This window comes from Pseudoalteromonas sp. NZS71_1 (assembly GCF_015864305.1).
Taxonomy (GTDB): domain Bacteria; phylum Pseudomonadota; class Gammaproteobacteria; order Enterobacterales; family Alteromonadaceae; genus Pseudoalteromonas; species Pseudoalteromonas arctica.
In genome coordinates this window covers 95,475-121,352 of the sequence record NZ_JADYXM010000011.1, presented here as the reverse complement: position 1 = coordinate 121,352, position 25,878 = coordinate 95,475, and the positions used below count along the sequence as shown (strand labels likewise).

General features: G+C 39.3%; 27 protein-coding genes and 1 pseudogene. 10 read left to right on the top strand and 18 right to left on the bottom strand.

Features of this window, described 5'->3' with window-relative positions:
* From I6F43_RS15490 to I6F43_RS15465, 6 genes and pseudogenes are all read right to left on the bottom strand, one after another.
* Positions 1-146: pseudogene (locus I6F43_RS15490) on the bottom strand (transposase); the annotation flags it as partial.
* Positions 147-323: 177 nt separating this feature from the next.
* A complete protein-coding gene (locus tag I6F43_RS15485; protein WP_197103045.1) occupies positions 324-1,298 on the bottom strand; it encodes a transposase in 975 nt (324 codons plus the stop codon).
* 232 nt (positions 1,299-1,530) lie between these two features.
* Complete coding sequence (locus I6F43_RS15480) at positions 1,531-2,085, bottom strand: hypothetical protein (protein WP_231614097.1); 555 nt, start codon at positions 2,083-2,085, stop codon at positions 1,531-1,533.
* A gap of 60 nt (positions 2,086-2,145) precedes the next feature.
* Positions 2,146-2,388, bottom strand: a complete 243-nt coding sequence (locus tag I6F43_RS15475; RefSeq protein ID WP_197103041.1) for a hypothetical protein — start codon at positions 2,386-2,388, stop codon at positions 2,146-2,148.
* 78 nt (positions 2,389-2,466) lie between these two features.
* Positions 2,467-3,231 carry a hypothetical protein gene (locus I6F43_RS15470; protein WP_231614096.1) on the bottom strand — a complete coding sequence of 255 codons (765 nt, stop codon included), beginning with the start codon at positions 3,229-3,231 and terminating at the stop codon, positions 2,467-2,469.
* A gap of 284 nt (positions 3,232-3,515) precedes the next feature.
* On the bottom strand, positions 3,516-4,118 hold the full coding sequence (locus I6F43_RS15465; RefSeq protein WP_197103040.1) for a cold shock domain-containing protein: 603 nt from the start codon (positions 4,116-4,118) through the stop codon (positions 3,516-3,518).
* Between the two features lie 391 nt (positions 4,119-4,509).
* Here I6F43_RS15465 and I6F43_RS15460 point away from each other — a divergent pair, with 391 nt between their 5' ends.
* Positions 4,510-5,130 carry a trimeric intracellular cation channel family protein gene (locus I6F43_RS15460; RefSeq protein WP_058550084.1) on the top strand — a complete coding sequence of 207 codons (621 nt, stop codon included), beginning with the start codon at positions 4,510-4,512 and terminating at the stop codon, positions 5,128-5,130.
* Between the two features lie 70 nt (positions 5,131-5,200).
* Here I6F43_RS15460 and I6F43_RS15455 read toward each other — a convergent pair whose 3' ends face one another.
* From I6F43_RS15455 to I6F43_RS15445, 3 genes are read right to left on the bottom strand one after another with little or no spacing between them, the layout of a single operon-like run.
* Positions 5,201-5,710 carry a DUF421 domain-containing protein gene (locus tag I6F43_RS15455; RefSeq protein WP_197103038.1) on the bottom strand — a complete coding sequence of 170 codons (510 nt, stop codon included), beginning with the start codon at positions 5,708-5,710 and terminating at the stop codon, positions 5,201-5,203.
* A gap of 34 nt (positions 5,711-5,744) precedes the next feature.
* Complete coding sequence (locus I6F43_RS15450) at positions 5,745-6,101, bottom strand: hypothetical protein (protein ID WP_231614095.1); 357 nt, start codon at positions 6,099-6,101, stop codon at positions 5,745-5,747.
* 41 nt (positions 6,102-6,142) lie between these two features.
* Positions 6,143-6,595 carry a DUF302 domain-containing protein gene (locus I6F43_RS15445; protein ID WP_197103034.1) on the bottom strand — a complete coding sequence of 151 codons (453 nt, stop codon included), beginning with the start codon at positions 6,593-6,595 and terminating at the stop codon, positions 6,143-6,145.
* A gap of 150 nt (positions 6,596-6,745) precedes the next feature.
* On the opposite strand from I6F43_RS15445, the gene I6F43_RS15440 reads away from it, so the two are divergent.
* Both I6F43_RS15440 and I6F43_RS15435 read left to right on the top strand, forming a co-directional pair.
* Positions 6,746-7,375, top strand: coding sequence for a response regulator transcription factor (locus I6F43_RS15440; RefSeq protein WP_024599605.1), 630 nt, complete (start codon positions 6,746-6,748; stop codon positions 7,373-7,375).
* Positions 7,362-8,951, top strand: a complete 1,590-nt coding sequence (locus I6F43_RS15435; RefSeq protein ID WP_024608656.1) for an MASE1 domain-containing protein — start codon at positions 7,362-7,364, stop codon at positions 8,949-8,951. The genes I6F43_RS15440 and I6F43_RS15435 overlap by 14 nt, the downstream gene beginning before the upstream one ends.
* A gap of 5 nt (positions 8,952-8,956) precedes the next feature.
* Here I6F43_RS15435 and I6F43_RS15430 read toward each other — a convergent pair whose 3' ends face one another.
* Positions 8,957-9,499 carry a hypothetical protein gene (locus I6F43_RS15430; protein ID WP_165735173.1) on the bottom strand — a complete coding sequence of 181 codons (543 nt, stop codon included), beginning with the start codon at positions 9,497-9,499 and terminating at the stop codon, positions 8,957-8,959.
* 255 nt (positions 9,500-9,754) lie between these two features.
* Between I6F43_RS15430 and gloA the strand changes: the two genes are divergently transcribed.
* A complete protein-coding gene (gloA, locus tag I6F43_RS15425) occupies positions 9,755-10,282 on the top strand; it encodes a lactoylglutathione lyase (protein WP_024599602.1) in 528 nt (175 codons plus the stop codon).
* Positions 10,283-10,346: 64 nt separating this feature from the next.
* On the opposite strand, the gene I6F43_RS15420 is transcribed toward gloA, so the two are convergent.
* From I6F43_RS15420 to bioB, 7 genes are all read right to left on the bottom strand, one after another.
* Positions 10,347-10,856 carry a hypothetical protein gene (locus I6F43_RS15420; protein ID WP_231609166.1) on the bottom strand — a complete coding sequence of 170 codons (510 nt, stop codon included), beginning with the start codon at positions 10,854-10,856 and terminating at the stop codon, positions 10,347-10,349.
* 257 nt (positions 10,857-11,113) lie between these two features.
* On the bottom strand, positions 11,114-11,977 hold the full coding sequence (htpX, locus tag I6F43_RS15415) for a protease HtpX (protein ID WP_007586783.1): 864 nt from the start codon (positions 11,975-11,977) through the stop codon (positions 11,114-11,116).
* Between the two features lie 213 nt (positions 11,978-12,190).
* Positions 12,191-13,774, bottom strand: coding sequence for an FAD-dependent oxidoreductase (locus I6F43_RS15410; RefSeq protein ID WP_197103032.1), 1,584 nt, complete (start codon positions 13,772-13,774; stop codon positions 12,191-12,193).
* A gap of 121 nt (positions 13,775-13,895) precedes the next feature.
* A complete protein-coding gene (gene bioD / locus I6F43_RS15405; protein WP_197103030.1) occupies positions 13,896-14,579 on the bottom strand; it encodes a dethiobiotin synthase in 684 nt (227 codons plus the stop codon).
* 28 nt (positions 14,580-14,607) lie between these two features.
* Positions 14,608-15,471: a methyltransferase domain-containing protein gene (locus tag I6F43_RS15400; RefSeq protein WP_197103027.1), complete on the bottom strand. Its 864-nt coding sequence runs from the start codon at positions 15,469-15,471 to the stop codon at positions 14,608-14,610.
* Positions 15,468-16,619 (bottom strand): aminotransferase class I/II-fold pyridoxal phosphate-dependent enzyme, encoded by a 1,152-nt coding sequence (locus tag I6F43_RS15395; protein ID WP_197103025.1) that lies wholly within the window; start codon positions 16,617-16,619, stop codon positions 15,468-15,470. The genes I6F43_RS15400 and I6F43_RS15395 overlap by 4 nt, the downstream gene beginning before the upstream one ends.
* Before the next feature lie 12 nt (positions 16,620-16,631).
* Complete coding sequence (gene bioB, locus I6F43_RS15390; RefSeq protein ID WP_002961242.1) at positions 16,632-17,672, bottom strand: biotin synthase BioB; 1,041 nt, start codon at positions 17,670-17,672, stop codon at positions 16,632-16,634.
* Between the two features lie 93 nt (positions 17,673-17,765).
* Here bioB and bioA point away from each other — a divergent pair, with 93 nt between their 5' ends.
* The 5 genes from bioA (at position 17,766) to I6F43_RS15365 (ending at position 23,621) form a co-directional block, all read left to right on the top strand.
* Positions 17,766-19,067 (top strand): adenosylmethionine--8-amino-7-oxononanoate transaminase, encoded by a 1,302-nt coding sequence (bioA, locus tag I6F43_RS15385; RefSeq protein WP_197103023.1) that lies wholly within the window; start codon positions 17,766-17,768, stop codon positions 19,065-19,067.
* Between the two features lie 170 nt (positions 19,068-19,237).
* Positions 19,238-20,050: a hypothetical protein gene (locus I6F43_RS15380; protein WP_007586790.1), complete on the top strand. Its 813-nt coding sequence runs from the start codon at positions 19,238-19,240 to the stop codon at positions 20,048-20,050.
* Entirely contained in the window at positions 20,051-21,091 is a 1,041-nt protein-coding gene (locus I6F43_RS15375; protein WP_010552741.1) for an extracellular solute-binding protein, read from the top strand.
* On the top strand, positions 21,091-22,590 hold the full coding sequence (locus I6F43_RS15370; protein ID WP_197103021.1) for an ABC transporter permease: 1,500 nt from the start codon (positions 21,091-21,093) through the stop codon (positions 22,588-22,590). The genes I6F43_RS15375 and I6F43_RS15370 overlap by 1 nt, the downstream gene beginning before the upstream one ends.
* A gap of 14 nt (positions 22,591-22,604) precedes the next feature.
* Complete coding sequence (locus tag I6F43_RS15365) at positions 22,605-23,621, top strand: ABC transporter ATP-binding protein (RefSeq protein ID WP_197103020.1); 1,017 nt, start codon at positions 22,605-22,607, stop codon at positions 23,619-23,621.
* 90 nt (positions 23,622-23,711) lie between these two features.
* Here the strand turns inward: I6F43_RS15365 and I6F43_RS15360 are convergent, their stop codons facing one another.
* Positions 23,712-24,146 (bottom strand): ATP-binding protein, encoded by a 435-nt coding sequence (locus tag I6F43_RS15360; protein WP_007586798.1) that lies wholly within the window; start codon positions 24,144-24,146, stop codon positions 23,712-23,714.
* Between the two features lie 297 nt (positions 24,147-24,443).
* On the opposite strand from I6F43_RS15360, the gene asnS reads away from it, so the two are divergent.
* Positions 24,444-25,841: an asparagine--tRNA ligase gene (gene asnS / locus I6F43_RS15355; RefSeq protein WP_010552735.1), complete on the top strand. Its 1,398-nt coding sequence runs from the start codon at positions 24,444-24,446 to the stop codon at positions 25,839-25,841.
* Positions 25,842-25,878 lie beyond the last annotated feature (37 nt).

Below are 25,878 nucleotides of genomic sequence, written 5' to 3'. Positions count from 1 at the left end.
TCTTCAACCCACCCTCGTCGATGCTCGTAAGATTGACCAGTAAAACGGTCTTCTCCACATAAAAATGCACGACGAACACAGCGTGAAATACAGTGATAGTATTTTGTATCAACCAAACTTATTTGACGCTTTCTTGCAATTGCCATAAGACACCCTGCTCATTTTTTGCACTAACCAAAACGTAGTCCTAAATTTTCAAAAGAGCAAAATTTAGGATGGGTGTCATTGTTAATCTTGCTATTAAAGCTAAATTACACGCATGAAAATAACTGCATAATGCAGTTGTGATTTATTACTGTATAATTTTACCGAGCAGTTTAAGTTTATGCGAGTAGCTTTTCGCAGTTACTGATATTCGCTCGCCGCTTTCGGTTTAAATTTTCACAGTAACTTGCTTGTGAATTGGGTCTTCCTACCGCACCATGGAATACGCGTGTAAATTGCGTAGTGAGTTTTAACCAGTTTTCTGGGGATATGTTTAGTCTTTCGAGTAAAGGAAGGTTCATATTATTAATATGCCCGCGTTTATCCTCTCGTATTATTCGCCCTGTTAGCTCAACAAGTTCAAGGTACGATTTAAGCTCAAACGGCAGCCCTTTTGGCATAATCTGACGTGGCATACCTGCAAAACGTAGTAACTGTTTAGGCTGTTTACCTTCTGCCGCGAAAGTTAAACGTTTTTGTACACTGGTATGGTCTGACTCTTCTGGTGTGTTAGCCATTTTTGCTCTAATGGGATTTAAATCAACATAGGCCATACAAGCTGCAAGTGCTGCTTCATCTAATAATGCTTGAGACGTAAAGCGCCCTTCCCAAAACCTGCCTGTGCAGTTGTCTTCTTTATTTGCTCTGCGGGCAATATCTTCATTTAATAGCCGCATAAACCAGCTGATACTGGCTAGGCGTTCGCGGTATTGTTTAACCGTTTGATTGAAAAACATGAGCTCAACTTTACTTAACTTTTCACCTCGTACATATTTCTGTGTTAACACTGTGCCTTTACAGAGTTTATGCCAGCGAATAACAATCGCTTTATCATTCAGCCTGTTTGCTTGATTATCATCAACATACAGGACTAAGTGAGTATGGTTACTCATAACAGCATAAGCACATACATCAATACAAAATACCTTAGCTAATTCAAGCAGTTTATCTTCAACCCAGCCTCTGCGATGCTCGTAAGACTTGCCTGTAAAGTGGTCATCGCCACATAAAAATGCACGACGCACGCAACGCGAAATACAGTGGTAGTACTTTGTATCAACCAAACTTATTTGACGCTTTCTTGCAATTGCCATAAGACACCCTGCTCGTTTTTTGTACTAACTAAAACGTAGTCCTAAATTTTGAAAAGAGCAAAATTTAGTATGGGTGTCACTGTTAATCCGTAATTTGCATCAGGTAACACTCCCTTAATTTATAACGCCGCAAACAACATCGCGTATGTTGTCTGTGTTTTTGTGTTCTTTTTGTTTTAGCAAAAACAGAGACAACCGCTATGCGTCTGCTTGCTTTGCCTTGTTATGTTTATTAAGCACCGACATACAAACCACTTTTATGTGATTCATCATCAAATCTTTTAATATTTTGAAGGATCTTAACCGATGCATGGCTAGTCGTTTCACTTTTAGCTGATATAGCATTCATGAAAAATGCGATTCTCACCCATGATTTAAAATGATCATTTGTTAGATCTGATGCAACGGGAATTAAATTATTGAATATCTCTTTTTCACTTTCACAATAACTTTGAACTTGTAAAACAGCACATTCTTTCAAGCCATTCTGTTCGATATTAGAAATTAAATTAGCAATACATTCTTGATTCTGTTGATGATCCTCGCCATAAAAATTACCCGGCTGACAAGATGGAGGAAAGTCTTTGAAATTATGCTTTAAAAAGAAAATGAGAAACTCTCGTAACCGCCTCTCTACTTTGATACTTTTATTTTTCTCTTCTCTCTTTTGCCATTTATCTAATACAAAAATAATAACTAGCAACTCAATACATACACCTATCATTTCGGGGATTATATTACCCACAAAAAAATTAGGTTCTGCTTTAAGATAGGCTGTTAGTGACATAACCAGAAGACTAACAACCAAAAATATAACGAACAAATATTTATACACTTAAATACCTACTTATAAATTACCAGAGTCTACTTCAGCACCAGTAAAATCATATTTAACAAAGGACACTGTTGTAGATTGAGGAGGATAAATACTCATGCTATCTCTAACAACGTACTTTGCTATTACCTCACCACCTGCATTTTTTTCATCGTACCCATAAATATCAGTATCTCTACCTTTACGTTGCTCGCTTTTACTACTTGTTCTAACAAATTCATGTTGTTCGGGTATACCTAATTTTTCTTTATACATACGAAACTCCAATATTAAACATAACGCCCCTATTAACGGGCAAAATATAGTTGGCTATAATACCTGTTGAATGGCTTGTTAAATGTTTGTGCTACGACTTTTGGCTTTTTTTATTAATTCTTTGAAAAGCTGGGTTAATTCAGGAAAGTCTGTAACTTCTTTTTTAAGAACTTTCAGTACTGTAGAGTTATCTAACTGCCCTATATTTTTCGAAGTTCGAGCATCAAGCTCACTTTTACCCACAGTAAAAGTATATTTAATTAAAAAACCATCCACGGCAAAATAAAACTCTGTTTCGCCAATTGAATTTTTAGTGCCAATTATGGTCGTTAGAATACCTTTTATAACTTGATCTGTAAGAGTTCCAGTACTATCGACTAAACGAAAAACAGATACTCTAAAGAAGTTATCTATCCGTAAACTTTTATTAATCTGTACTGTTTTATTTTTCAGACAACTTTTTAATATATTTGATAACTCGCTTGGTAACCAAACTTCTGAATACTCATCTAATGTAGAAACAGATGCTCTCCAAAGTATGCTGAGTAGATACAAGTAATACTTTTCATATTCAAAATTAGCAAATTCAATATGATTTTCTTTTTTAGTAACACCATTTGGATTTTTAAATAATCTAGTACCATATTGTTCATAATTAGCACTTAGAAATTGCTCACAATTTTTACAAAGTAATGGTTCTTTTAAATCAGAATTTTCCTTTATTAACGGGACTCCTGACACGCCATTTACTTTAACTAATTGACCACTTTTTCTTTTTAAACTTTTAAAGATTGAGCGTGGAATTATGTGGGACTCTTGTAACTCATCAAGTGAATCACACATTTTACAATTTGAACTCAAAGTAACCTCGGAAATATGAAAACATTTAACAGCTTATTAAACCCCACTTTAGGTGGTTATAACACCCCAAAGCGCCGTATATTACGTTGTTCAATAATCACACCAAACAACTCATTTATAAACAGGTAATTACAATTGCTATTCAGTAACCTTTGTTATTTAACCCCAAAACGACTTTTAATAATGTTATGGGACAAAACTCAAATTACTGTACCTATACACAGCAATTAATTCTATTTTTATTTAAGGCTTTATAGCCCTAGCCTTTAAAACCTTGTATCACTCTCGCAAGGTTTTCCATCGCCATCACCATCCATTTTTGTATTCGGGCAATTATTAATAAAAAATACTGCCTCTTCTCGTGAGCGCATTTCAGTACAATATTGCCTGCCACCACACGTAAAATTTTGCGTGCTTTTTGGAATAACGATTTTTGGAATAACTACTTTCGGATATTTTTCATCAAAGGTGGCTAAATCGTCATTCGTAATAACGGGAGTTTGGCTGTTTGAATGAGTGTTGTATTTATTAAATGCATATAAACAAAGTGCAGCAATAAGCGCAATTGAGGCAACTTTGCCTAAAAAGCTACTGGCAAAATTAGATTTAGCAATGCGGTACGGCTGTTGTTTGTATTTTTGGTAAGGTGCTTTAAGTTCTGCAACGCCTTCTATGCGGCAGTTAATTGCTTTGGTTTTGCCGTCGGGCTGCGTTGCTACTTCAAAATAAATAGTGTCGCCAACTTTAGGCTTACGGCTCATATGTTTGAGCGCTGATATGTGTATAAACGTGTCGTGTTCTAAGGTGTCTGATTTAATAAAACCAAAGCCTTTGTCGGTTTTCCACGTCTTTAACAATCCTTTGTGCATGTATCCGCCTATTTTGCTTAAGCTGCGTTTTACGCAAATTCCATTTAGTTAACACTTGTTATTATACGTTCCTAAATTAAAACCATGCAACCAATTATTCATATTGCGTTAATTTTCACGCTTTATCTATTAAACTTAGCTGAAAACAAACGCGCTAAAAACAACTAAACCGAACCTGTTTTATTTATACTTTGCGGCCATATGTCCTTTAATTTACATGAATCATTGCGCATCCACTTATTAACTTAACAGCTTGTTTACACTGGTTTTTGTTATTAGTTATTTCTATCTGAATGATGCTTTTTTAGTATGATTTTTCATTCGTTATTTACTTAATTTATCTATACAATCCACACCTTATTTTTACGCACGAATTTCAAGTGATTATCTCATGCTACTAACCGTTGTTTATATTATTGGTATTACCGCAGAAGCCATGACTGGCGCACTTAGCGCAGGGCGAATGAAAATGGACTGGTTTGGCGTGGTGCTAGTAGCCAGTGCGACCGCAATTGGTGGTGGCAGCGTACGAGATATATTACTAGGCAATTACCCGCTTACGTGGGTTCAACACCCTGAGTATTTATTAATTACCTGTATTGCCGGTATTGTCACTACGTGGCTGGCTAAATGGGTGGTTAAATTTAAAGGTATATTTATGCGCCTAGACGCCCTTGGTTTAGCTGCCTTTAGTATTATTGGCTGCCAAGTGGGACTAAATATGGGATTACATTACGGTATTTGTGTAGTGGCCGCAGTTGTTACTGGCGTATTTGGTGGGTTACTGCGCGATTTAATATGTCGCCAAGCGCCGCTTGTATTACATAACGAGTTATACGCGAGTGTATCGTTACTTGTTGCCTGCTTATTCTTGGCACTGCACCATTACAATATTGATGACAACATCAGCATTATTGTAAGCCTTGTTGCAGGCTACTTAATACGTATGGCGTCAATACGCTTTAAATGGCGCTTACCTACGTTTAGTTTATTAGAGCAGCACGCTAAATAAATTAGGCTTCAATACAAAATAAGGCAGGTAATATACCTGCCTTAGTTAATATAACTATTAGCGTATTAATTTAATGCCCGCTTACATCGCTTAACGCGGTTTTTAACCCGCTGTTATTTTGCTTAAGTACGCTAAAACTGCCATCGGTTTCTAGCACTACGGCGGCTACATCTTCTATGGCTAATATACCCGCACCACGAATAGCAGCGCGAATTTCTGATTTTGTTACGCGCTGTGATTTAAGGGCTGTCGTGCAATATTCACCATCACTCAGTAACAGTGTGGGCTCAGCTTTTACTAAAGCTGCAAATTTAGATGAGCGAACACTGAGCCAGGTAATTAAATATTGCAGCCCTATTAAAACAACAAAGGCCAATATGCCTTCAAGCAGCGCGACACTTTTTGAAATAATAACAGACGCTAATATAGAGCCCAGCGCAATGGTGACTACAAAGTCGAACACGTTCCATTTAGATAGTGTTCGCTTGCCCGATACACGCAACCAAAACACTAGCGCTACATACCCCAGTACACCAATAATAAGTACGCGTACTAAACCCTGAACATCATCAAAAAACATGCTTACTCCTTTATTTTTAAAGCCGCTATTAAATTTAATCTTTCTTTAATTGAGTTAATAGCTTTGCACCTAAAATCGTACCAATGGGGATAAATAAAAGCCATAGATACGCATAAAATTTTAAAGCAGATTTAAGCAATGCAAAGTCATTTACACGTTTATTTTTAAACAATATGTAATTTATAAAATAGCCAACTATTGCTGGTGCAATTTGTATTAACGAAATTACAATACCTGATGAAATATGCCCTGCTATTAATTTAGGATCGGCACCAGCAAATGCTACATAAGCATTGTAAATACCTGTAAAAAAACTAGTTAGCGAGATTAGCAAAAAAGCCTGTAAAAACAGGCTTACTACGGCTAAAAATACGATTGAAGATTGTTTCAAAATCATCCTTAATTTAGCTAATGAATTGTTTAAATTTAGTTTTATGGCCCAACGGTTTTATCTGACAGTGCAGCTAATACTTTACTTAATTTTGTAGCAACTAAACAGTTTGGTACGTTATGGCGCTCAGCTATATAAGTAGGATCGTTATAGCTTAACCACACTTGCGATTGTGCGTCTTCCCATACCAGTGCTTTTAGCGGTAAATCAATACCTATTGTTTGTGCGCACTGCATAAGAGGTGTGCCGCCTTTGGGGTTACCAAATATAAGAACCTCTGTTGGGCGTAGTTGTTGCTCTACTTTTTTAACACCAGCTGCGTGATCTATTCGTGCAAATATATTTAGCCCTTTTTGTTTTGCTAAATTCTCAAACTTATCCATAGTAGCTTTAGCGCTTAGAGGGCTTTTTACTGAAATTAGTCCCTCTACTGCGTTAGCATTTGTAATAGCAAAGAGTAATGCGAGTCCAAAAATAATATTTAGTGTTTTCATACCTTCCCCTTTTAAAATAGTTAAATACCGCACGTGATTGCTCCTTTAGCATTTACAGTGTACATTTTTTTGCTAGGTAGTTAACTTTAATAAATTTTTTGGCTATTGGTTATCTGTTTCAATGTATAATAAATTTAAAAGGAGAAATACATGCACATTGGAATAATTGAAGATCATCAATTAGTACGCGACAGTTTTAAAAAACTACTAGAGCTACAAGCAGACTGGGAAGTAATAATAGAAGCCTGCAATGTTAGCCAAGCAAAACTGGCTGTTGAGCTTGAACAACCCGATATATTTATTGTTGATATATCACTTAATGAATCAGAAACCGGCCTTACATTTTTAACCTACCTTAACGAAAATTTCCCTGAAATTAAAACCATTGTTGCCTCCATGCACGATTACGAACCTTATGTAAGTAATGCGCTACGATTAGGCGCACTTGGTTACGTGTCTAAACGCTCTGCGTCGGAGGAGTTAATTGATGCAGTTAAATCGGTTGCATTAGGTAAACGCTATATAAGTGAAGATGTAAATTTTGCTTTAAATACGCCAAACTCAGCGTTAACTATTTTAACTAACCGAGAGCTCGAAGCTTTACCACTGTTAGCAAAGGGCTTTAATGCAAAGCAAATAGCACAAAAATTAGAAATAATGCCTAAAACAGCGCATGTGCATAAGGCTAATATTTACAGCAAGCTTAATGTAACAACATCGTTTGAACTGCTAAAAATAGCGATTGATGCAGGAGTAATTCAGTTAGATGAACTTACCTAGTACATTACCTGCTTTTAATTTTTCTATTGCAGCAACCGCTAAAGAAATTACAAAGCAGTTTGTAGTTGGCGTAATTTATTTTATTGCCTGTATTGCTGCTTTTTGGGTTGGAGCTAATTTAGAAACTGTCCCTGAAAGTAGCGCTATATTTATTCCTGCAGGGATAAAAATTGCTTTTTATTTGCTTTCGCCAACTCGGTATTGGATTACGTTGTGGATATCGTCTCGTGCTTTGGCTGCTCACTTAGGTTATACAATGACCGGGGTTTGGGAGTTTAATTTACTGCATGGTTTTTGGCAGGAGCTTTGCTTTTTTGCCCTTGTGTATGTGTTTAAACATAGCCGCTGGCCACCAAGTATTAATAATAGTTTAGGTATACTTTCGTTGATTTTATTGTGTGTTGCGAGCACCTCAATAAAGTGGTTTTTGTTTTCTAGTGCGTTTGAATTTACAAACATATTGGTTGCTAAAGAGCTATTACAGTATCAGTTAAATATGTGCCTTGGCGATATAACAGGCTCGTTATTAGTTGCGCCGTTTATTATGCTACTTCACTCTTTAAACCTTTCGTTAAAGCGCCCGGCATTACTTAAAGTAACTAATTTAACGGTTACGTTAGCTACTGTTTTACTTGTTGCGATGCTTGTATACCTTATACGGCCCGATACCTACCCATTACTACGCCTTGCATCGTTATTACCTATTATTTGGTTTTCGTATCGCTTTGGCGTACTTGGCGCAGTAAGTAGTGCGACACTTATAAATGCACTAATAATAGTTGAAGCAAGCATGACCCATGAGCCTAGTAATACCTATATTAGCCAGTTGTTTATTTTGGCTAATGCGATTACCAGCATGGTGTTAGGCGCGGCAATTACAGAGCTTAAACGTAAAAATACTGAATTAAAAAAGATTAACCGTGCACTGACTAAGCAGCTTAATCAAAATACCCTTCTTGGGGCTAAAATGGTGAACGTGCAAGAAAACGAGCGTAAGCACCTTTCACAAGAGTTACACGACGAACTTGGGCAAAACTTAACGGCTTTAAAAACCGACTTGGCTATTTTATCGCACCTTTGTGATGAAAAAACACAATCGTTTGTGGCTACGTTAAAAAGCAATGCAAACTCTATGTACGATTCTGTTTACCAATTAATGCACTACCTTCGCCCTCGTGAATTAGACGAGTTAGGGCTACAAAATGCGATGACTCAAGGGCGATTAAAAAGTTTACTTACAAAAGCAAATATAAGCTATGAGGTTAATTTTAATGTAGATGATACGCTCACTAAAGAGCATGAAATTGCCGTTTACAGGATTTGCCAAGAAGCTGTTACCAATTGTATTAAGCATAGTAACGCGACCAAACTTATTATAAATATTAAAACGGATAGTCAGTTTATAAAATTAGAAATTAGTGATAACGGAAGCGAAGTAAAACCAACAGAAAACTCAGGTCACTATGGTTTGGCTTTTATACAAGAGCGAGCTATTGCGCTGGGTGGTAGCTTTAAGGTTACTAATCAAGGCGGCTTTAGCATTAAGGTAAAACTGCCTATAAGCATTGGCCGTTAAACACTTTAACAAATTGATACTTGCTTAGTGTAAAACTTTTGCCTTGGTTGATCATCAAATGCGCTATCTGGGTTTACCTGAATTTCAACTTGGTTACCCACCAGCTGTAGCAATAGTCCGGTAGCTATTTGGCAATTGCCTAAGGTTGACTTTACTATCACCTTTTTGCCTATAGCGTCTTGCAGCCTTGGTTTTGGTAAATTAGGGTTAGTAACAGGCCTCAAACCTTCTGCTTTTACAAATAAATTTATACAGTAAAGTTTAGCTGCGGCGACTCTTTGCTCGTTCATCTTAGCTATATCAACATTATTCAAAAAATGAATAATGGCTTGGTTAGCGCGGTTAAAGTCACTGGTAACATCATCTAGTTCGCGCCCTGCTGCCCACTTTCGGGTAACTAAATACTTGCCAGCTTCAACTCTTGCTAAGGTAATCGACGCTCCGGTCATTTTACTAAACCACTCAATACAGTAACTTGCTGTATTGGTGTTATGAAGTAATACGCTCATACTGCCAAATTCTTTTGTACTTTCATCTAATAAAGTCATATTTGTATCTTAACGTCCCAGTTTTCAATAGTTTATTAGCAATTATGAAAGTAAAAAATCATCCATATTCCTAATCAACCTAGGAAAATGGCTTAGAAAATAACACGTGCTATTTATAAAGCTCCGTTTTGACAGTCAATTCCACTATTAATGGTTAATAAGTAAAGCAGTGGTTTAAATTTATCATACGGTTGATTATGATAAATTAAGTACTATATCTATGCTTTCGCTTTATTATTTTCAGTAAGGATCACCATGTCTAGCTATAACGAATCTCCAGAGCAAATTGAACAAGCCACGCAAGGCTATGTGATGCAGCAAACTATGTTGCGTATTAAAGATCCAAAGCCGTCTTTAGAATTTTATGAAAATGTATTGGGTATGAAGCTTTTAGGTAAGTATGACTTTCCTGGTATGAAGTTTACGCTTTACTTTTTAGGCTACGAACAAGAGTTGCCAGAAGGCGATGATAAGGAAAAAGCTGAATGGGTGTTTCGTCGCCCTGCGTTAATTGAGTTAACCCATAATTGGGGCACTGAAAACGATGACAGTTTTGAGGGCTACCACAGCGGTAATCAAGAGCCTAAAGGCTTTGGCCATATTGGTATTAGCGTGCCGGATGTTTACGCAGCCAGTGAGCGCTTTGCAAAATACGATGTAGAGTTTGTAAAAAAACCAGATGATGGTTCAATGAAAGGCTTAGCCTTTATTAAAGACCCTGACGGCTACTGGATTGAAATACTCTCTGCAGAGGGAATTACCGAGATTATTCTTTCTCAGTAATAACGATTTATTTATATTAAAAACCAGCTTTTTAGCTGGTTTTTTTAATCGTAAAAATTTATTTTTATTTATAAGCCCAAGCATCCGTTATTGTTACTTGGCAATTGTTATAACTAGCCGCCTGTTTTTGCGCAATACCTCTTACTCTAAAGTTGGTTGAGTCATTAGGCAGTAGAATTAGGTCTTCGTCGGTTATTGATAGCGTATCGAATAGAGTGTTTTGATCTGTTAAAAAATCGACCTTAAACTTTAAATTTTTAAACGAAAAATCTGATTCATTTTTTATTTTCCCTATACAGGCAACATACAAACCATCGGTTTCATTTTTAGTGCTTATTTGGTTTACATTAGCAGTTAGGTTTTTTTGTGCTTGTTCTTCAAGCCCTGCTACATATATATTTTGATAAAAAATAAACCCAAAAATACCAACAATAATTAAGGCCAATGCACCAATAATAATGGGATTGTTTTCTAAGTTAGAATATTTAGCTTGAAGTGAGGTGCATTGCGGGCATTTTTTAGCCCGTGAATCTATAGCGCTAAAACACATAATGCATTCTTTAGTTTGCTGCATCTTTTCCACCACAATAAGCATCCTTGTTAAGTATTAAATGTTAAGTATTAAAACCAGCGGCATTGCTGGCTTTTAAGTTATTTTAGTTTACTTATACATAATAACTTCGTAAACACATATAGCTTAAAAAAGTAACGATTTTATAAAGCAACACAGGGTACTGTATATAAATACAGTGCATGCGATTTTGGTATTTTCACGTAAACATAAAAAAGCCAGCAATTAAGCTGGCTTAGTATATTAACTATTTTACATAATTACTTACGAAGTGCGTCGATTCGCGCATCAAGCGGTGGGTGCGATGAAAACAATTCAGCCATGCCTTTGCCACTTGCAATACCAAAGGCCATCATTGAGCCTTCTAATTGCGAAGGATGGTTTTGCTTTAATCGCTCAAGGGCTGATCGCATTTTGTCAGCACCTACTAATTTAGCTGCGCCGCTGTCGGCTGCAAACTCACGTTTACGGCTGTAACTTGCAACTACTATGCTTGCTAGTACACCAAATAATACTTGGAATAACATATCGAATAAGAAGTATGTCCAGCTACTGCCACCCTCTTCTTCATCGCTATTAATAAAGTTATCTACTATGCCAGCCAGTACTTTTGCGGCAAATATTACAAAGGTGTTTACCACGCCTTGTATTAGCGTAAGCGTTACCATGTCGCCGTTAGCAATATGCGATACTTCGTGGGCAAGTACGGCTTCGGCTTGATCTTTGGTCATGTTGTGCATTAAGCCTGTGCTTACTGCCACTAATGAGTTGTTTTTACTTGGGCCCGTTGCAAACGCGTTCATTTCTGGGCTGTCGTAAATAGCCACTTCTGGCATTTTAATACCTGCTTTTTGTGCTTGCGCAGATACCGTTTGTACAAGCCAATGTTCGGTTTCGTTTCGAGGCTGCGTAATTACATGCGCGCCTGTTGATTTTTTAGCGATCCATTTCGACATAAATAACGAAATAAACGATCCACCAAAACCAAATACGGTGGCTATAAGTAAAATTCCGCCAAGGCTACGATGGCTTAAACCCAGCGCACTCATTATTATTGAAAGCACTACACCTAATACCAACATAACCGCTAGGTTAGTTAATAAAAACAAAAATACACGTTTCATATTGTCCTCACAAAATTAATATTGATCACCGAACGCTTAAAATAAATTAGGTTAAAGCAATCACTACGTTATGACACACTATGTCATAACGTTAGCGCTATTCTGTGACAAACTATGTCATAACACAAGTGTTATTTATGTGTTTATTGATAATTTTTTTAAGAAGAGTTTTACAGCAATTTTAAAACTGAAGTTTCTTTATAAATCAGCTTATTACAAGCTGTTATTTAGCTCTGCCATATCAATTGGAAATCCACGCTCGTGTGCCAATATGCGTGCAACTTCGCCAATTTTGTCGCTGCTATTATGTTTAAGGTACGACCATTGATGGGTACTGCGGTGATGATTTACAGCAGGATCGCTGCTTATTATTCCCAATTTTATAAATTCACCCACTATCTGATCTGCCGCTATTAACGTTGACGATGCTTTAACATTTTCGGCCCGTGCATAATTAATATGCGAATATAAGCTTACATCGGCTACGCGCAAAGTGTCATCATCACCTGGGATTTGTTGCCCGCCAAACAAGGCATTATTTTGTGTATTAGCAGTTTTAAACGCAGGTACAAACTCGGCTACATAATCAATTGCTGTTTGGGTGCGTGTTTGCAACGCTGCTTTATCCCAGCCATCTTTAATATAATGCAGATATTTATCGGGGAGTTTAGGTTGTGCGCTCATTAGTGTTGCATCAGCTAAGCCATCATTAAACAATGTAATGTTGTTAGTCATGCCATGTATTTGAAAGTAACCATTAGGGTAAGGGGTTAGCTGCGCCATACCTTCTGGCGTACCACGGTTACCATAAATAATTATTTCGGGTATTTGCCCACCAGCACCTTGCCAATGAGTAATGTAAGAGGCTTTAAATTCGACCATGCGTTTTACATCTACCCCAACCAGGTCGTCAATAATACCGGTTTGAAAACCACACGCATTAATAAGGTAATCTACCTCAATCGTTTGTGTATCGACTTGTGTATCGGTTTGAGTATCAGGTTGTTCATCAAGGCTTGGATCTGATTGGTATTCAATGCGCCACTTAAGTGTTTGCTTATCATTATTGGTATTTATAACTTCTGATACACTTTTAACACTGGTGCTTGTTAAAACGTGAGCGTGTTTGTACTGTGCAAGGGCGAGTTGTGCACTGGCCGATAAACGAAATATATTCCAACCATATTCTTGTGCAACAATAAGCGGAAACTTTAGCTTATCTAAAGTTAAATGCTTAGCAACGGGTATCATCCACTCATCTAACGACGTGGGCTTGGCTACTTGTTTTTGTTTAGCAAGCTTTAGCATTTGCTCATAACTATATAACTGATAATAATGCTCTGGCTCGCCTAATACTTTATTAGCGCTGTCTTGTTCAACAAGCTCGCTGTAGGATTTTACTAATTTATTTAAACGCGGAAATAAGTCCTCTGGTGAGTCGTCATCTCGTTTAGGCACTGCAAATACTGTGGGGCGAACATCGATGGTGTGAGGATAAAGGCGAGCAATATCTATACATTGCTTGAGTAAATCTATGCAGTCTTCGTCGGGTATTTCGCGATATAAATTGCCACCTGCGTGCAAATGGCACATTGGAGGGCCATCAATTAACGACTTTTTCTTTTCAAGTATATAAGTTTCTAACCCTAACGCAGCAAGCCTAATGGCTATTGTGGCGCCAGCTGTGCCCCCACCTATTATGCCTACGCGTTTTTTAGGTAAGCCATAGTTTAGTGCTTTTGGCTCAGCGCTTACGTGCGCATCTGGGGCGTAGTTTTCAATAAATGGGTGCGTCATATAGTCGTTATGTCCTTAGTAACACTGTCTTTAAGCAAGCTATGTATTTATAAACGTTTATATGTGTACTAAGGCTGACTATTTCAAGATTTACCTAAAAAAGTAACTTTTTTAAAACCACTTAAGTGTTTATAGATAACGCACTAAGCAAGCTTTTGTATATTTGTAACTTAGGAGTTTGCTCGCTGTATGGGCTTATAGCAAGTATTGGAAACGGTAAACGTGCTTTGAGTGAATCAAGGTTTGCTTGATACTCGTCCATGTTTTTATCGACTTGGTTTGCAATCCAGCCAACGCAGTTTATACCCATACTTTGCATATGCGCAGCGGTTAGTAACGCATGATTTAAGCAACCTAATTTCATACCAACAACGAGTATTACCGGCATTTTTTCTGCTTTAACCCAGTCGTATAAATACTCCATATTGTTAATAGGTAACGCCCAGCCACCAGCGCCTTCGGTAAGTATATAATTAGCTCCCTGTTGTTTTACACCTTTATAAGCATCGCTTAGTTTATCTACAGTAATACTCACTCCCACTTGCTCAGCGGCTATGTGCGGCGCAATAGGGGGTGCAAACGCAAACGGATTTACTACGTCGTATTTAGCGCTGACTGTTGCACTTTCCATTAGTATTAGGGCATCGGCGTTTACTAGTTGATCGAATGCCATTTCGCAGCCAGCAGCAAGAGGTTTAAAGCCAATGGCTTGTTTTTTGTGTTGGGCAAGTAACTTTAATAGCAAACTGGTAACGTGGGTTTTTCCGGCATCGGTGTCGGTGCCTGTTATAAAAAATTCTTTCATGCGTTGCCTTTAATGTCTTTGGGCTTATTTAGTGTTTTTCTAATGATAACAGCACCACATGATAAGACACACATGCTTTGTTATTTATAAGCGGATACGCACTGCATACTTTTTGTAGCGCCGATTTAGTAAGTAACCCTTGACGTGTATTGGTATGATTTTGCGTAGTTGCACCTATAGCTTTAATTGAGGCAATAGCTTTTAAAGGTGTTGTGTATTCATCGGTGTAAATACGTTTTTGAGCGCTGTTAATAGTAAACCCTGCTTTTTGGACTGATTGGTTTATATACAACTCACTATTAAAGGTATTTATGTGGCTGTTAGAATCAAGCGCTGCAAAGGCTGTTTTTATTTCGTTAAGTGAGCCCTCTACCACAGCGCTTATGTACGCCTGCCCGCCTGGTTTTAATATGTTGTAAAGTGACTGCATTAAAGCCGAAAAATTAGCAGACCACTGCACTGCAAAGTTACTATAAATAACATCTACACTGTTTGCTTGCAGCGGTACGTTATCCATATCTGCGCATATTTTAGGTGCGGTTAAATTACTACTTTGCAGCATGTTTATGCTCAAATCCATGGCAATAACGCTTGCAAACATACTTTGTAAGGTATGCATATTAACAAGCGGACCTGCGCCTAAATCAACACAAAGCTTATTTTTATTAATGCCTGGTTTTATGAGCGCAAATAGATCGCTTGCTGCGTGTTTTTGTACATTTGCATGGGTGTTATAACACGCTGCCGCCTTTGAAAATTTACTTTGGGTGGACTTTTTAAGCTCCTTGTTTAGCTCTCGACTTGGCTCTCTATTTAACTCGCTACTCACTAGGCACCGTTTTACAAGTTGTGTTTGCACTAGGTCTGTTTTTAATACGGGCTGAGTAGTCATGCTATTGCACCTACTAAGTGTTTAACTAGGTGCGTTATGTCTTGCTCGGTATGTGCGGCGGTTAAAGTAATGCGTAAACGTGAGGTGTTATGTGCAACCGTCGGCGGTCTAATTGCAGTGAGCCAAATACCCTGTTGTTTAAGCTTATCTGCCGCTTGCAATGTTTGCTCAGCGCAGCCTAATACAATGGGCTGTATGGCTGTGTTTGATTGCATTACTGCAATATTATGGGTTTTAGCAAGTTGCTTAAATAACGCAATATTGGCATTTAGCTTATCGCGTTTATCATCAGCTTTTTTTATGCTTTTAATACGCGCAAGTGTGTGACTTGCCATAAGCGGCGACATAGCAGTTGAATATGTGTAATCGCGATTAAATTGCAGCATATAATCAATAAACTGTTTACTGCCTAATACACACGCGCCGCTACTAGCCACTGCTTTACCAAAGGTAATGACTAATATATCTGGCAGCGTTTGAGTAATAAACGCTTCGCAACTGCCCAAGCCGGTTTTGCCTAATGCACCAAAGCCGTGTGCGTCATCGATCATTAGCCATGCGTTGTGCTGTTTTGCAAGTGCGAGTAATTCTTTAAGAGGCGCGCTATCGCCATCCATCGAAAATACTCCTTCGCTTATAATAAGCTTGTTTTGCGCTTTTGATTTTTCGAGCCGTGAACGTAAATGGTTCATGTCGTTGTGATTAAAACGCACTAAAGCCGCGTTAGAATGCAAAGCACCGTCAATCAAGCTTGCATGATTTAACTTATCTTGAAAAATAGCGCTGTTTTGCGCAGCCGCTTTATCTTGAAACAACGCTTTAATTACGCTGCTATTAGCGCTAAACCCTGAGTTAAATAGCATCCCTGCGCCATAACCAAATTGCTCGCATAAGTATTGTTCGAGCGCTTTTTGCTGCGCCTGATAACCGGTAACCAATGCTGAGCTGTGACTGCCTAATGCGTAGGAGTCATTAAAGTTAACAGCCACATCACTAAAGCCTAAGTAGTCGTTACTGGCAAAGTTAAGGTAGGTTTTATTATTAACCGTTATGGTGCGCGCTGTAGCGTGCTCTACTACATTGCGTTTACGAAGCAGTGCATCTTGCAGGCGAGCCTCAAGATGCGTGTTTATAAAATCAAAAGGCATAGATATAAAAGCCTACGCTTCGTAAAACAATTCAGACGTTGCTTTGTCGGCTACTTGCGATGAAAGCGAGGCTTCTACTGCTTCGTCTGAATAGTCGTGACGTTTTTCTGGGTTCATGCCTAGTTTTTTAATTAGGTTCATATCGGCATCAGCGTCTGGGTTTTCGGTGGTAAGTAGTTTATCACCATAAAATATTGAATTAGCGCCTGCAAAAAAGCACATAGATTGCATTTGCTCGTTCATGGCGTTACGCCCTGCCGATAAACGTACATAACTGTGTGGCATCATAATACGCGCTGTTGCTATGGTACGTATAAATTCAAAGTGATCTAAATCGTCTACGTTTTCAAGCGGTGTGCCTTTAACTTTAACCAACATATTAATAGGCACGCTTTCTGGCTGTTGTGGCAAATTAGCTAGTTGCATAAGTAGTCCAAAGCGGTCGCTTGCTTGCTCGCCCATGCCGACTATTCCGCCCGAGCATACTTTCATACCGGCATCGCGGACGTGGTCAATGGTATTTAATCTATCTTGAAAAGTACGGGTAGATATAATTTGCTCGTAATACTCAGGTGACGTGTCGAGGTTATGATTGTAGTAATCAAGTCCTGCGTCTCTAAGCTCATGGGCTTTTTCATTTGTGAGTTTACCTAGCGTCATACAGGTTTCTAACCCTAGCTCTTTTACTTCTTTAACCATTTGCGAAATGTATGGCATGTCTCTGTCTTTTGGATCTGACCATGCAGCGCCCATACAAAAACGCGTCGCACCTTTTTGTTTTGCAAGGCGCGCTTGCTCTACTACTTTTTCTACTTCTATTAAGCGTTCGCGTTCTAAATCGGTTCGGTAATGGCCAGACTGCGGGCAGTACTTACAGTCTTCTGGGCAAGCGCCTGTTTTAATTGATAACAACGTAGAAATTTGCACTTCATTTGGGTTGAAGTTAGCACGGTGAACCGATGCGGCTTTAAAAAGTAAATCGTTAAATGGCATTTCAAATAATGCTTTAACTTCAGCGTGGGTCCAATCGTGACGAACAGGTGCAAGTTCCATAATACTCTCTTATTTTTTCTCAGCGGTGATATTGGCTTAGTCTACGAGTTGAAGTACCATTGTCAACGAAGCCCACCAAGTTAAAGTTTACATATGATTAAAAAGAATGCGATTGACCTTGATTTTGATCGTGAGCACATTTGGCATCCATATACATCAATGACTAAGCCAATTCCGGTATATCCCGTTACACATGCAAATCACAACATTATTCACCTTGAAACTGGCGAGCAATTAATCGATGGCATGGCCTCGTGGTGGAGCGCAATACATGGCTATAACCACCCTGTTATAAATAACGCCATGATTGAGCAAATTAATAATATGAGCCACATTATGTTTGGCGGTATTACGCATAACAGCGCAGTAGAGCTTTGCAAAAAAATAGTAAATATAACGCCGCCTAGTTTAACTAAAGTGTTTTTAGCCGACAGCGGATCGGTAAGTGTTGAAGTAGCAATAAAAATGGCGCTGCAGTATTGGTTAAGCCAAGGCATTACAACAAAACAAAAATTAATGACGCCTTACAAGGGCTACCATGGCGACACGTTTGCAGCTATGAGCGTATGTGACCCCGTTAACTCAATGCATAGTTTGTATAGCGGCTTTTTACCTGAGCATGTTTTTGTACCTGCACCGGTGAGTAAGTTTGGCAGCGAATTTAACCAAGCTGAAGCTCAAGAGCTTGAAGAATACTTTAAAGCAAACCATAACCAAGTAGCCGCCTTTATCATTGAGCCAATAGTACAAAACGCCGGTGGTATGAACTTTTATCACCCTGATTATTTAGCCTGCGTACGTAAATTGTGCACCCAATATAACGTACTGCTAATTTGCGACGAAATTGCCACCGGCTTTGGCCGTACAGGTAAATTATTTGCTGTAGAGCACGCCAATATAGAGCCCGATATAATGTGTATTGGTAAAGCATTAACTGGCGGCTCAATGACGCTATCGGCCACTATCACTAGCAATAAAATAGCCATTGGCATAAGCGAAGGTGAAGCAGGTGTTTTAATGCACGGCCCCACTTTTATGGGCAACCCGCTTGCCTGTGCAGCAGCCTGCGCAAGTATTGATTTATTACTTGAGCAAAACTGGCAACAACGAATAAAGCAAATAAACACCCAACTACAGCAACTTAATAAATGCAGCGAGCTAGATGCGGTTTCTAATGTTCGCACATTAGGTGCTATTGGTGTTGTTGAGCTAAACGATGCTGCGGGCAATGTTGATGTTGCTAAAATTCAGGCTTATTTTGTAAAGCAAGGCGTATGGATACGCCCATTCGGTAAACTAATTTACCTTATGCCACCGTATATAAGTGACGACACCAGTATAAAAACACTGTGTGATGCCATTTACAATGCCATCAAAGGCAAGCATTACGCTTAATAGCCGGTCTCAATTACTAGCCTTAATACAGGTTATAGCGCTATTTACTGTAACCTACCGCTACATTTAGTGTTTTTATCTATTAAGCGAGTTTGTGGTTATTGATCTCGCTAAGCATAAACTATATGATAATGGCTATCATTTACAATTACCTTTTGGACTTCTTTGCTATGAAATTACTATTTAAACCAGCCAAAACTTTAGGTGCAAGCCTTTTACTAGCCTCGGCGTTTATGGCTCAACCAGTATTAGCTAACGGCCCTATTGGCGAGCATGTTAATCATCTTCAAGCTAACCTTAAAAGTTACGCAGAAGAAGTAGAATGGATGGTAGGCAAAGTTGATACCATGGTAAGCGACTACGACACTAAAGGCGCAAAAGCTGTAAAAACTGATGATTTAATTGAATACTGGGAGTCAGTTAAGTTTCACAGCGCAATAGAAACTAACTTTGTACCGGTATACGCTTCTATTTGGCAGGGTCTTTATGGCGTAAAAATGGCCATTGATAATAAACAGCCTGCTGAGGAAGTTCGTAAACAACAAAAAGCGATGAACATAGCCTTGTGGCAAGGCCTTGGGGCTGTTAAGCTTGCTGCAAAATTCCAGCAAAAAGGCTTGTTAGACACTGTAAAAGCAACCGCTACAAAAGAAATGACACAAAGTGCCACAATTGATGAAATTAAGCACAAATTAGACCGTGTAGTAGCTAAATTTGCTGAGCGTTTACAAGACGAAGCAACTGAAATTGTTCACGATACTTATCTACACCTGTTTGAAGGCGTTGAAGGTACACTTATTGAGCAAGACGCTAACCTAGTTGAAGTGCTGGAAAAAGACTTTAACGTAACACTGCCACTAGCAATTAAAAACAGCAAAAGCGTAGATGAAGTACGCGATGTGATCAGTGATATGCAAACAAAATTAGACCGCGCTAAGGTTTTAATAGAAAAAGCCGAAAAAGCCCGTAAGGATGTATTTTAAGTGAAGCGTAGGACCTTTATTCAAGGCCTAGCTGCGTTAGGGGTGGTTGGCTCATTGCCACTGCCTCTTTCTCGTGCGCTAGCCGCTGATATAGCAAACCCAGTTTCTGTTGATGATTTACCAAAGCTTAAAGGCGAGTTAACCCTTTATTTAGGCCGAGGCGAAGGTGGTTTGTATGAAAACGTATTACAAGCAATCCAGAAAAAAAATCCAGACTTTAAACTCGGTATACGCCGAGGTCCTACTGCTGCTTTAGCAAATACGATTGTTGCAGAAGCTAAAGCCGGCGTTCGCCGCGCTGATTTATTTTGGGCGGTTGATTCAGGCGCTATAGGTTTGGTAACCGATGCAGGTCTTGCACAACCTATCCCAGGTGATTTATCTGCTCAGTTACAACCACAATTTAGATATAAAGAGTGGGCACCTGTAACTGGCCGCATTCGTACATTGCCATATAACACGTCGCGTTTAACTAAAGATCAAATTCCAACAAGTATTATGGAAATTGCCGACAGCGATTTAAGTATTGGTTGGGCACCCGCCTACGCTTCTTTTCAATCGTTTGTAACCGCAATGCGAATTTTAGAAGGCGATGACAAAACCGCTAAGTGGCTTAAAAAGATTAAAAAACGTGCTAAAACATACGCTGGTGAATTAGGTGTTGTTATGGGCGTTGAACGCGGTGAAGTTGATATTGGTTTTGCTAATCATTATTACACTTTACGTTTAAAATCAGGTAAACCTGATGCCAAGCTAGATTTAGCTTTTACACAAAATGATGCAGGCTGTTTAGTTAATGCATCGGGTGTATTAGCGCTTAACGACGATCCGCTTGCAACAAACTTTATGCGTTACTTACTGAGTAAAGAAGTACAAGGTTACTTAGCCAGTGAAGCTTACGAAATTCCGTTAGTAAATGGTATTACCCAACCTGAGGGTTTGCCGTCACTTGCTAATATTTCTCCCCCTAAAGTAGATTTAACACAGCTTGCTGATTTACGCCCTACTATAGATTTGATGCGAAGCAGCGGCGTATTGTAATGAAAATACCTGCCTCTTATCCAATGGCGCTGCTTGCAGCGCTTGTTGCGCTTACCCCTGTTTATGTATTAATTGTACTTGCAAGCGATGCAAGCTCAGTGTTAGACACCCACAATCTTCAAATTTTAGGTAACACGTTATCCTTAATGGGTTTAACGGTACTTGGATCTATTTTAATTGGTGTGCCACTGGCGTTTATTAGCGCGTATGTGCATTTACCATTCAAAAAGCTCTGGCTGGTTGTATTTGCAGCGCCACTTGCAATTCCCAGTTATATTGGCGCGTTTACCCTCTATGCTGCTTTTGGCCCCGGTGGCGAAATAAACACCTTAACAGGAATAGAAACACCATCAATGTATGGCCTAACCGGCGCTGCCATTGTAATGACGCTTTATACCTTCCCGTTTGTAATGATGACAACTCGCTCATCCCTACTGAGCCTTGACGCGAGCATGGTTAATGCCGCGCGTACGCTAGGTATGTCGATGACGCAAAGTATATTTAAAGTTATATTACCGCGCGTAGTTAACGGTATTGCAGCAGGCTCATTGTTAGTCGCCCTTTATACGTTATCAGACTTTGGCACACCCGCAATGATGCGCTTAGATACGTTTACCCGCGTAATTTACGTTGAATACAACTCTTTTGCGTTAGGCCGCGCAGCCATGCTTTCGCTTCAACTGATGGTTATTGTTGGCTTTTTACTTTTAGTTGAATCACAAATAAAAACAGCCCCTGAGCGCCAAGGTCGCCCGTTAATTTTATTCCCAAGCAAACTACAGTTAAGTGCGATGTTTATTGCGTTTGCACCTGTTTTACTGCTCGCTATTGGCTTGCCTTTGGCTATATTTTCGCTTTGGTTAGCTCGTGATGGTTTTAGCTCATTTGATTTTAATATTGCGTGGAACTCTACGTATGCATCGGGTATTGCGGCAATTGTAGCCGTTATCGTTGCGATCCCCGTTGCGCATGCCGCACTGAGTGGAAAAGCGGGTCGTATAATGGAGCGTGTTACTTACTTTGGTTTTGGTATTCCGGGTATAGTAATGGGCACAGCGCTTGTTTACGGTGGTTTGCAGTTACCGTTTTTATATCAAACACTGGGATTGCTTATTATTGCTTATATGCTGCGATTTTTACCACTTGCTGTGGGCTCTGTTAGAACAAGCACCGAACACTTAGATCCAAGCTTAGTAAAGTCTGCGCGCGTATTAGGGGCAAGCCCACGTGAAGTATTTACTCGTATAACACTGCCTTTAACTATGCGCGGTATTATTGCCGGTGCAGCACTGGTGTTTTTAGAGTCAATGCGCGAACTCGAAGCCACACTACTACTTGGCCCAACAGGGTTTGAAACCCTCTCTACATATTTATGGCGTGTATACGAAGCGGGCTATTTTGGTCGCGCTGCTATTCCTGGATTATTGTTAGTAGTGATATCTGCCTGCGGGTTAGCTATTATGATGTCTGGCGAAAAACGCAACCAGTTTGAACATTAAGGATTTAAGAAACAATGCTATCTGTAAGTCAGTTGTCTATAGATTATGGCAGTAACCGCGTAGTAAGCGATTTAAACTTATCGCTGGGTGAAAACGAAATCCTTATGCTTGTAGGGCCAACAGGTTGTGGTAAAAGTACAATTTTACAAGCCCTTGCTGGCCTTATACCTATTAGCGAAGGCGAAATAAACACAGGTAAATGGCGCGCTACACCCAAATTAACAATACCTCCTGAAAAACGCAGTGTAGGTATGGTTTTTCAAGATTTTGCGTTATTTCCGCACTTAACCGTACAGCAAAACATTTGCTTTAGATTAAAAGATACAGCCCCTGCTGAGTATTGGATAAACCTACTTGGACTGAGCGATTTTAGAGATAAAAAACCAGCAACGCTTTCTGGCGGACAAAAGCAACGTGTTGCACTTGCGCGCACCCTTGCCCACCAACCTGATTTTGTATTGCTTGATGAGCCGCTTTCAAACTTAGATGCAGCCCTTAAAGACATGCTTCGTTGGGATATTAGAAACGCACTTAAAGCAGCTGGCGTACCGGCGATTTGGGTAACACACGACCAAGAAGAAGCACTCTCAGTTGGCGATCGTGTTGGTGTGCTTAAAGGCGGTAAAATTCAGCAAATCGATACACCCGAGCGCTGCTTTAGTACCCCAAATAATCGCTTTGTGGCACGCTTTTTAGGTGAAGCCAGCTTTATTGCAGGCAACTTTGAGAACGGACAAGCCACTACTTCAATTGGTAATGCTCCTGCTCATGGCGTTGACTGTGAAAGTGGCGACGTTGATGTACTACTTCGACCAGACGATGTATTACTCGTTCAAAGCAGTGTTGGCAATAACGGCGAAGTTATTTGGGTACGTTTTGAAGGTGGCAGCCGCTTGTGCGCTGTAAAACTTGCGTGCTCTACGGTTGTAACTAGCCGAGTAAGCCATGAAGTTGTGGTAAACCCTGGCGACGAAGTACATGTTTCATTAAGCACATCGCACCCATTAGCGGTTTATAAACAAAAAGCTTAACTACTTTTTTACTTACATAAACCAAAAAGCCCATATATATGGGCTTTTTAATAGGTATTACTATGTATGTTACTAACTAAACTCGAAGCACTACCACTCAAACATGTAGGCCATTTTGCTTATTGTTTTAAGCGGGACATTATGCGAGTTACGTTTAGCATATAAGTGCTGCATTGATTTGTCTTTCACTTCACCCACTATCACTTCTTTTACTTGATAACCTAAAGCAACAGCAGCTTGAGTGTAAGCTATAAATTCCCACTTTTTAATATTGGTGTTATCTACAATTACCAATGGCATACCTTGAGCAAGTGCATTTATAAAGCGCGCTAAATTTAAATTATGAAATTGCGACAATTTAAATTTATCGAAATGATATTCGCCCTGCTCATTAATAAAGTAATCATCAGTTGAGCAGATTAGGTATTGGCTTTCGTCAACTCCACCTAATTCGTCAGCAAGGCTTTGCGCGTAGTAAGACTTACCGCTTCCTGGTAGTCCTCGTAAAATAAAAACTTGTTTCATAGCATCGATTTTTTAAGTGTGAATAAATATTAATTTGATTTGTTTGTTAATAATGCCACAAAATCATTAAATTTAAGAGCAACAAATCATAATAGTGGCAATTAAACTCTAAAAACTGTTTAAAAATAAACCGCATGCATAAAAACTTTTAAAGAGTTGCCCACAATAGTTTTTTTATTCAACTTTACTAGGTAAGATACAGGGTTCAAGTGCAGCGCCGTTTATGTGCAATTTATGCCCGAGTGCTGCGCACAGTTAAAATAAAATAGTTAGGCAACTTATATCATTGGAGTGAAGATGAGCCATTTAGCGATTTCAGAGCTATTAAAAGGCAATGTTGCGGTAGACAGCCAAGTAACAATTAAGGGCTGGATCCGTACTCGCCGCGATTCAAAAGCAGGAATTTCATTTTTAGCCGTTCATGACGGTTCGTGTTTTGATCCTATTCAAGCGGTAGTTCCTAATTCACTGAATAATTATGATGAAGTTACTAGCTTAACAGCCGGTTGTTCTGTGTCGGTTACTGGTGTTTTAGTACAATCTGCTGGTCAAGGTCAATCTTACGAAATTCAAGCTAATACAGTGACTGTATTAGGTTGGGTAGAAAACCCAGATTCATACCCAATGTCGGCAAAGCGCCACAGCATTGAGTACTTACGTGAGCACGCTCACCTTCGCCCTCGTACAAATATGATTGGCGCGGTAACTCGTGTACGTAACTGTTTAGCACAAGCTATTCACCGTTTTTACCACGAGCAAGGCTTTTACTGGATCAGCACGCCAATTATTACGGCAAGTGACTGTGAAGGTGCTGGCGAAATGTTCCGTGTATCTACGCTTGATATGCAAAACTTACCGCTTACAGACAAAGGCGAAGTTGATTACAGCGAAGATTTCTTCGGTAAAGAAGCATTCCTTACTGTATCTGGCCAGTTAAATGGCGAAACTTACGCTTCTGCAATGTCAAAAATTTACACGTTTGGCCCAACATTCCGTGCAGAGAATTCAAATACATCACGCCACCTTGCAGAATTTTGGATGGTAGAGCCTGAAGTTGCGTTTGCTGATTTAGAAGACATCGCAAAACTTGCTGAAAATATGCTTAAGTATGTGTTTAAAGCCGTACTTGAAGAGCGCCGTGATGACATGGAATTTTTTGCACAACGTGTAGAAAAAACCGCAATTACGCGTTTGGAAGAATTTGTAGAAAAAGACTTCGCGCAGGTAAATTACACTGAAGCAGTAGAGATCCTTAAAAACTGTGGTAAAAAGTTTGAGTACGCTGTTGAATGGGGTGTAGATTTACAGTCTGAGCACGAGCGTTACTTAGCTGAAGAGCACTTTAAAGCACCGGTAGTTATTAAAAACTACCCACGTGACATTAAAGCATTCTACATGCGCCAAAACGAAGACGGTAAGACCGTTGCCGCAATGGACATTGTAGCACCCGGTATTGGTGAGATCATTGGTGGTTCACAACGTGAAGAACGCCTTGATGTACTTGATGCACGCTTAGAAGAAATGGGCTTAAACAAAGAAGATTACAGCTGGTACCGCGATCTACGTAAATACGGTAGCGTGCCGCACTCAGGCTTTGGTTTAGGCTTTGAACGCTTAGTTGCTTATGTAACAGGTATGGGCAACGTACGTGACGTTATTGCCTTCCCTCGTACTAAAGGCAGCGCAACTTACTAATACTAAGTTAGCCGTTTATAAATACTAAAAACCAGCC

Coding starts and splice junctions, on each gene's coding strand:
- I6F43_RS15470 (WP_231614096.1), bottom strand. CDS start 3,231: ATGTGTGATTCACTTGATGAGTTACAAGAGTCCCACATAATTCCACGC.
- bioB (WP_002961242.1), bottom strand. CDS start 17,672: ATGGAACTTGCACCTGTTCGTCACGATTGGACCCACGCTGAAGTTAAA.
- I6F43_RS15465 (WP_197103040.1), bottom strand. CDS start 4,118: ATGCACAAAGGATTGTTAAAGACGTGGAAAACCGACAAAGGCTTTGGT.
- bioD (WP_197103030.1), bottom strand. CDS start 14,579: ATGAAAGAATTTTTTATAACAGGCACCGACACCGATGCCGGAAAAACC.
- htpX (WP_007586783.1), bottom strand. CDS start 11,977: ATGAAACGTGTATTTTTGTTTTTATTAACTAACCTAGCGGTTATGTTG.
- gloA (WP_024599602.1), top strand. CDS start 9,755: ATGTCTAGCTATAACGAATCTCCAGAGCAAATTGAACAAGCCACGCAA.
- I6F43_RS15400 (WP_197103027.1), bottom strand. CDS start 15,471: ATGACTACTCAGCCCGTATTAAAAACAGACCTAGTGCAAACACAACTT.
- I6F43_RS15365 (WP_197103020.1), top strand. CDS start 22,605: ATGCTATCTGTAAGTCAGTTGTCTATAGATTATGGCAGTAACCGCGTA.
- I6F43_RS15410 (WP_197103032.1), bottom strand. CDS start 13,774: ATGACGCACCCATTTATTGAAAACTACGCCCCAGATGCGCACGTAAGC.
- I6F43_RS15445 (WP_197103034.1), bottom strand. CDS start 6,595: ATGAAAACACTAAATATTATTTTTGGACTCGCATTACTCTTTGCTATT.
- I6F43_RS15455 (WP_197103038.1), bottom strand. CDS start 5,710: ATGTTTTTTGATGATGTTCAGGGTTTAGTACGCGTACTTATTATTGGT.
- I6F43_RS15440 (WP_024599605.1), top strand. CDS start 6,746: ATGCACATTGGAATAATTGAAGATCATCAATTAGTACGCGACAGTTTT.
- I6F43_RS15475 (WP_197103041.1), bottom strand. CDS start 2,388: ATGTATAAAGAAAAATTAGGTATACCCGAACAACATGAATTTGTTAGA.
- I6F43_RS15435 (WP_024608656.1), top strand. CDS start 7,362: ATGAACTTACCTAGTACATTACCTGCTTTTAATTTTTCTATTGCAGCA.
- I6F43_RS15480 (WP_231614097.1), bottom strand. CDS start 2,085: ATGTCACTAACAGCCTATCTTAAAGCAGAACCTAATTTTTTTGTGGGT.
- bioA (WP_197103023.1), top strand. CDS start 17,766: ATGATTAAAAAGAATGCGATTGACCTTGATTTTGATCGTGAGCACATT.
- I6F43_RS15380 (WP_007586790.1), top strand. CDS start 19,238: ATGAAATTACTATTTAAACCAGCCAAAACTTTAGGTGCAAGCCTTTTA.
- I6F43_RS15420 (WP_231609166.1), bottom strand. CDS start 10,856: ATGCAGCAAACTAAAGAATGCATTATGTGTTTTAGCGCTATAGATTCA.
- I6F43_RS15485 (WP_197103045.1), bottom strand. CDS start 1,298: ATGGCAATTGCAAGAAAGCGTCAAATAAGTTTGGTTGATACAAAGTAC.
- I6F43_RS15430 (WP_165735173.1), bottom strand. CDS start 9,499: ATGACTTTATTAGATGAAAGTACAAAAGAATTTGGCAGTATGAGCGTA.
- I6F43_RS15460 (WP_058550084.1), top strand. CDS start 4,510: ATGCTACTAACCGTTGTTTATATTATTGGTATTACCGCAGAAGCCATG.
- I6F43_RS15395 (WP_197103025.1), bottom strand. CDS start 16,619: ATGCCTTTTGATTTTATAAACACGCATCTTGAGGCTCGCCTGCAAGAT.
- asnS (WP_010552735.1), top strand. CDS start 24,444: ATGAGCCATTTAGCGATTTCAGAGCTATTAAAAGGCAATGTTGCGGTA.
- I6F43_RS15370 (WP_197103021.1), top strand. CDS start 21,091: ATGAAAATACCTGCCTCTTATCCAATGGCGCTGCTTGCAGCGCTTGTT.
- I6F43_RS15360 (WP_007586798.1), bottom strand. CDS start 24,146: ATGAAACAAGTTTTTATTTTACGAGGACTACCAGGAAGCGGTAAGTCT.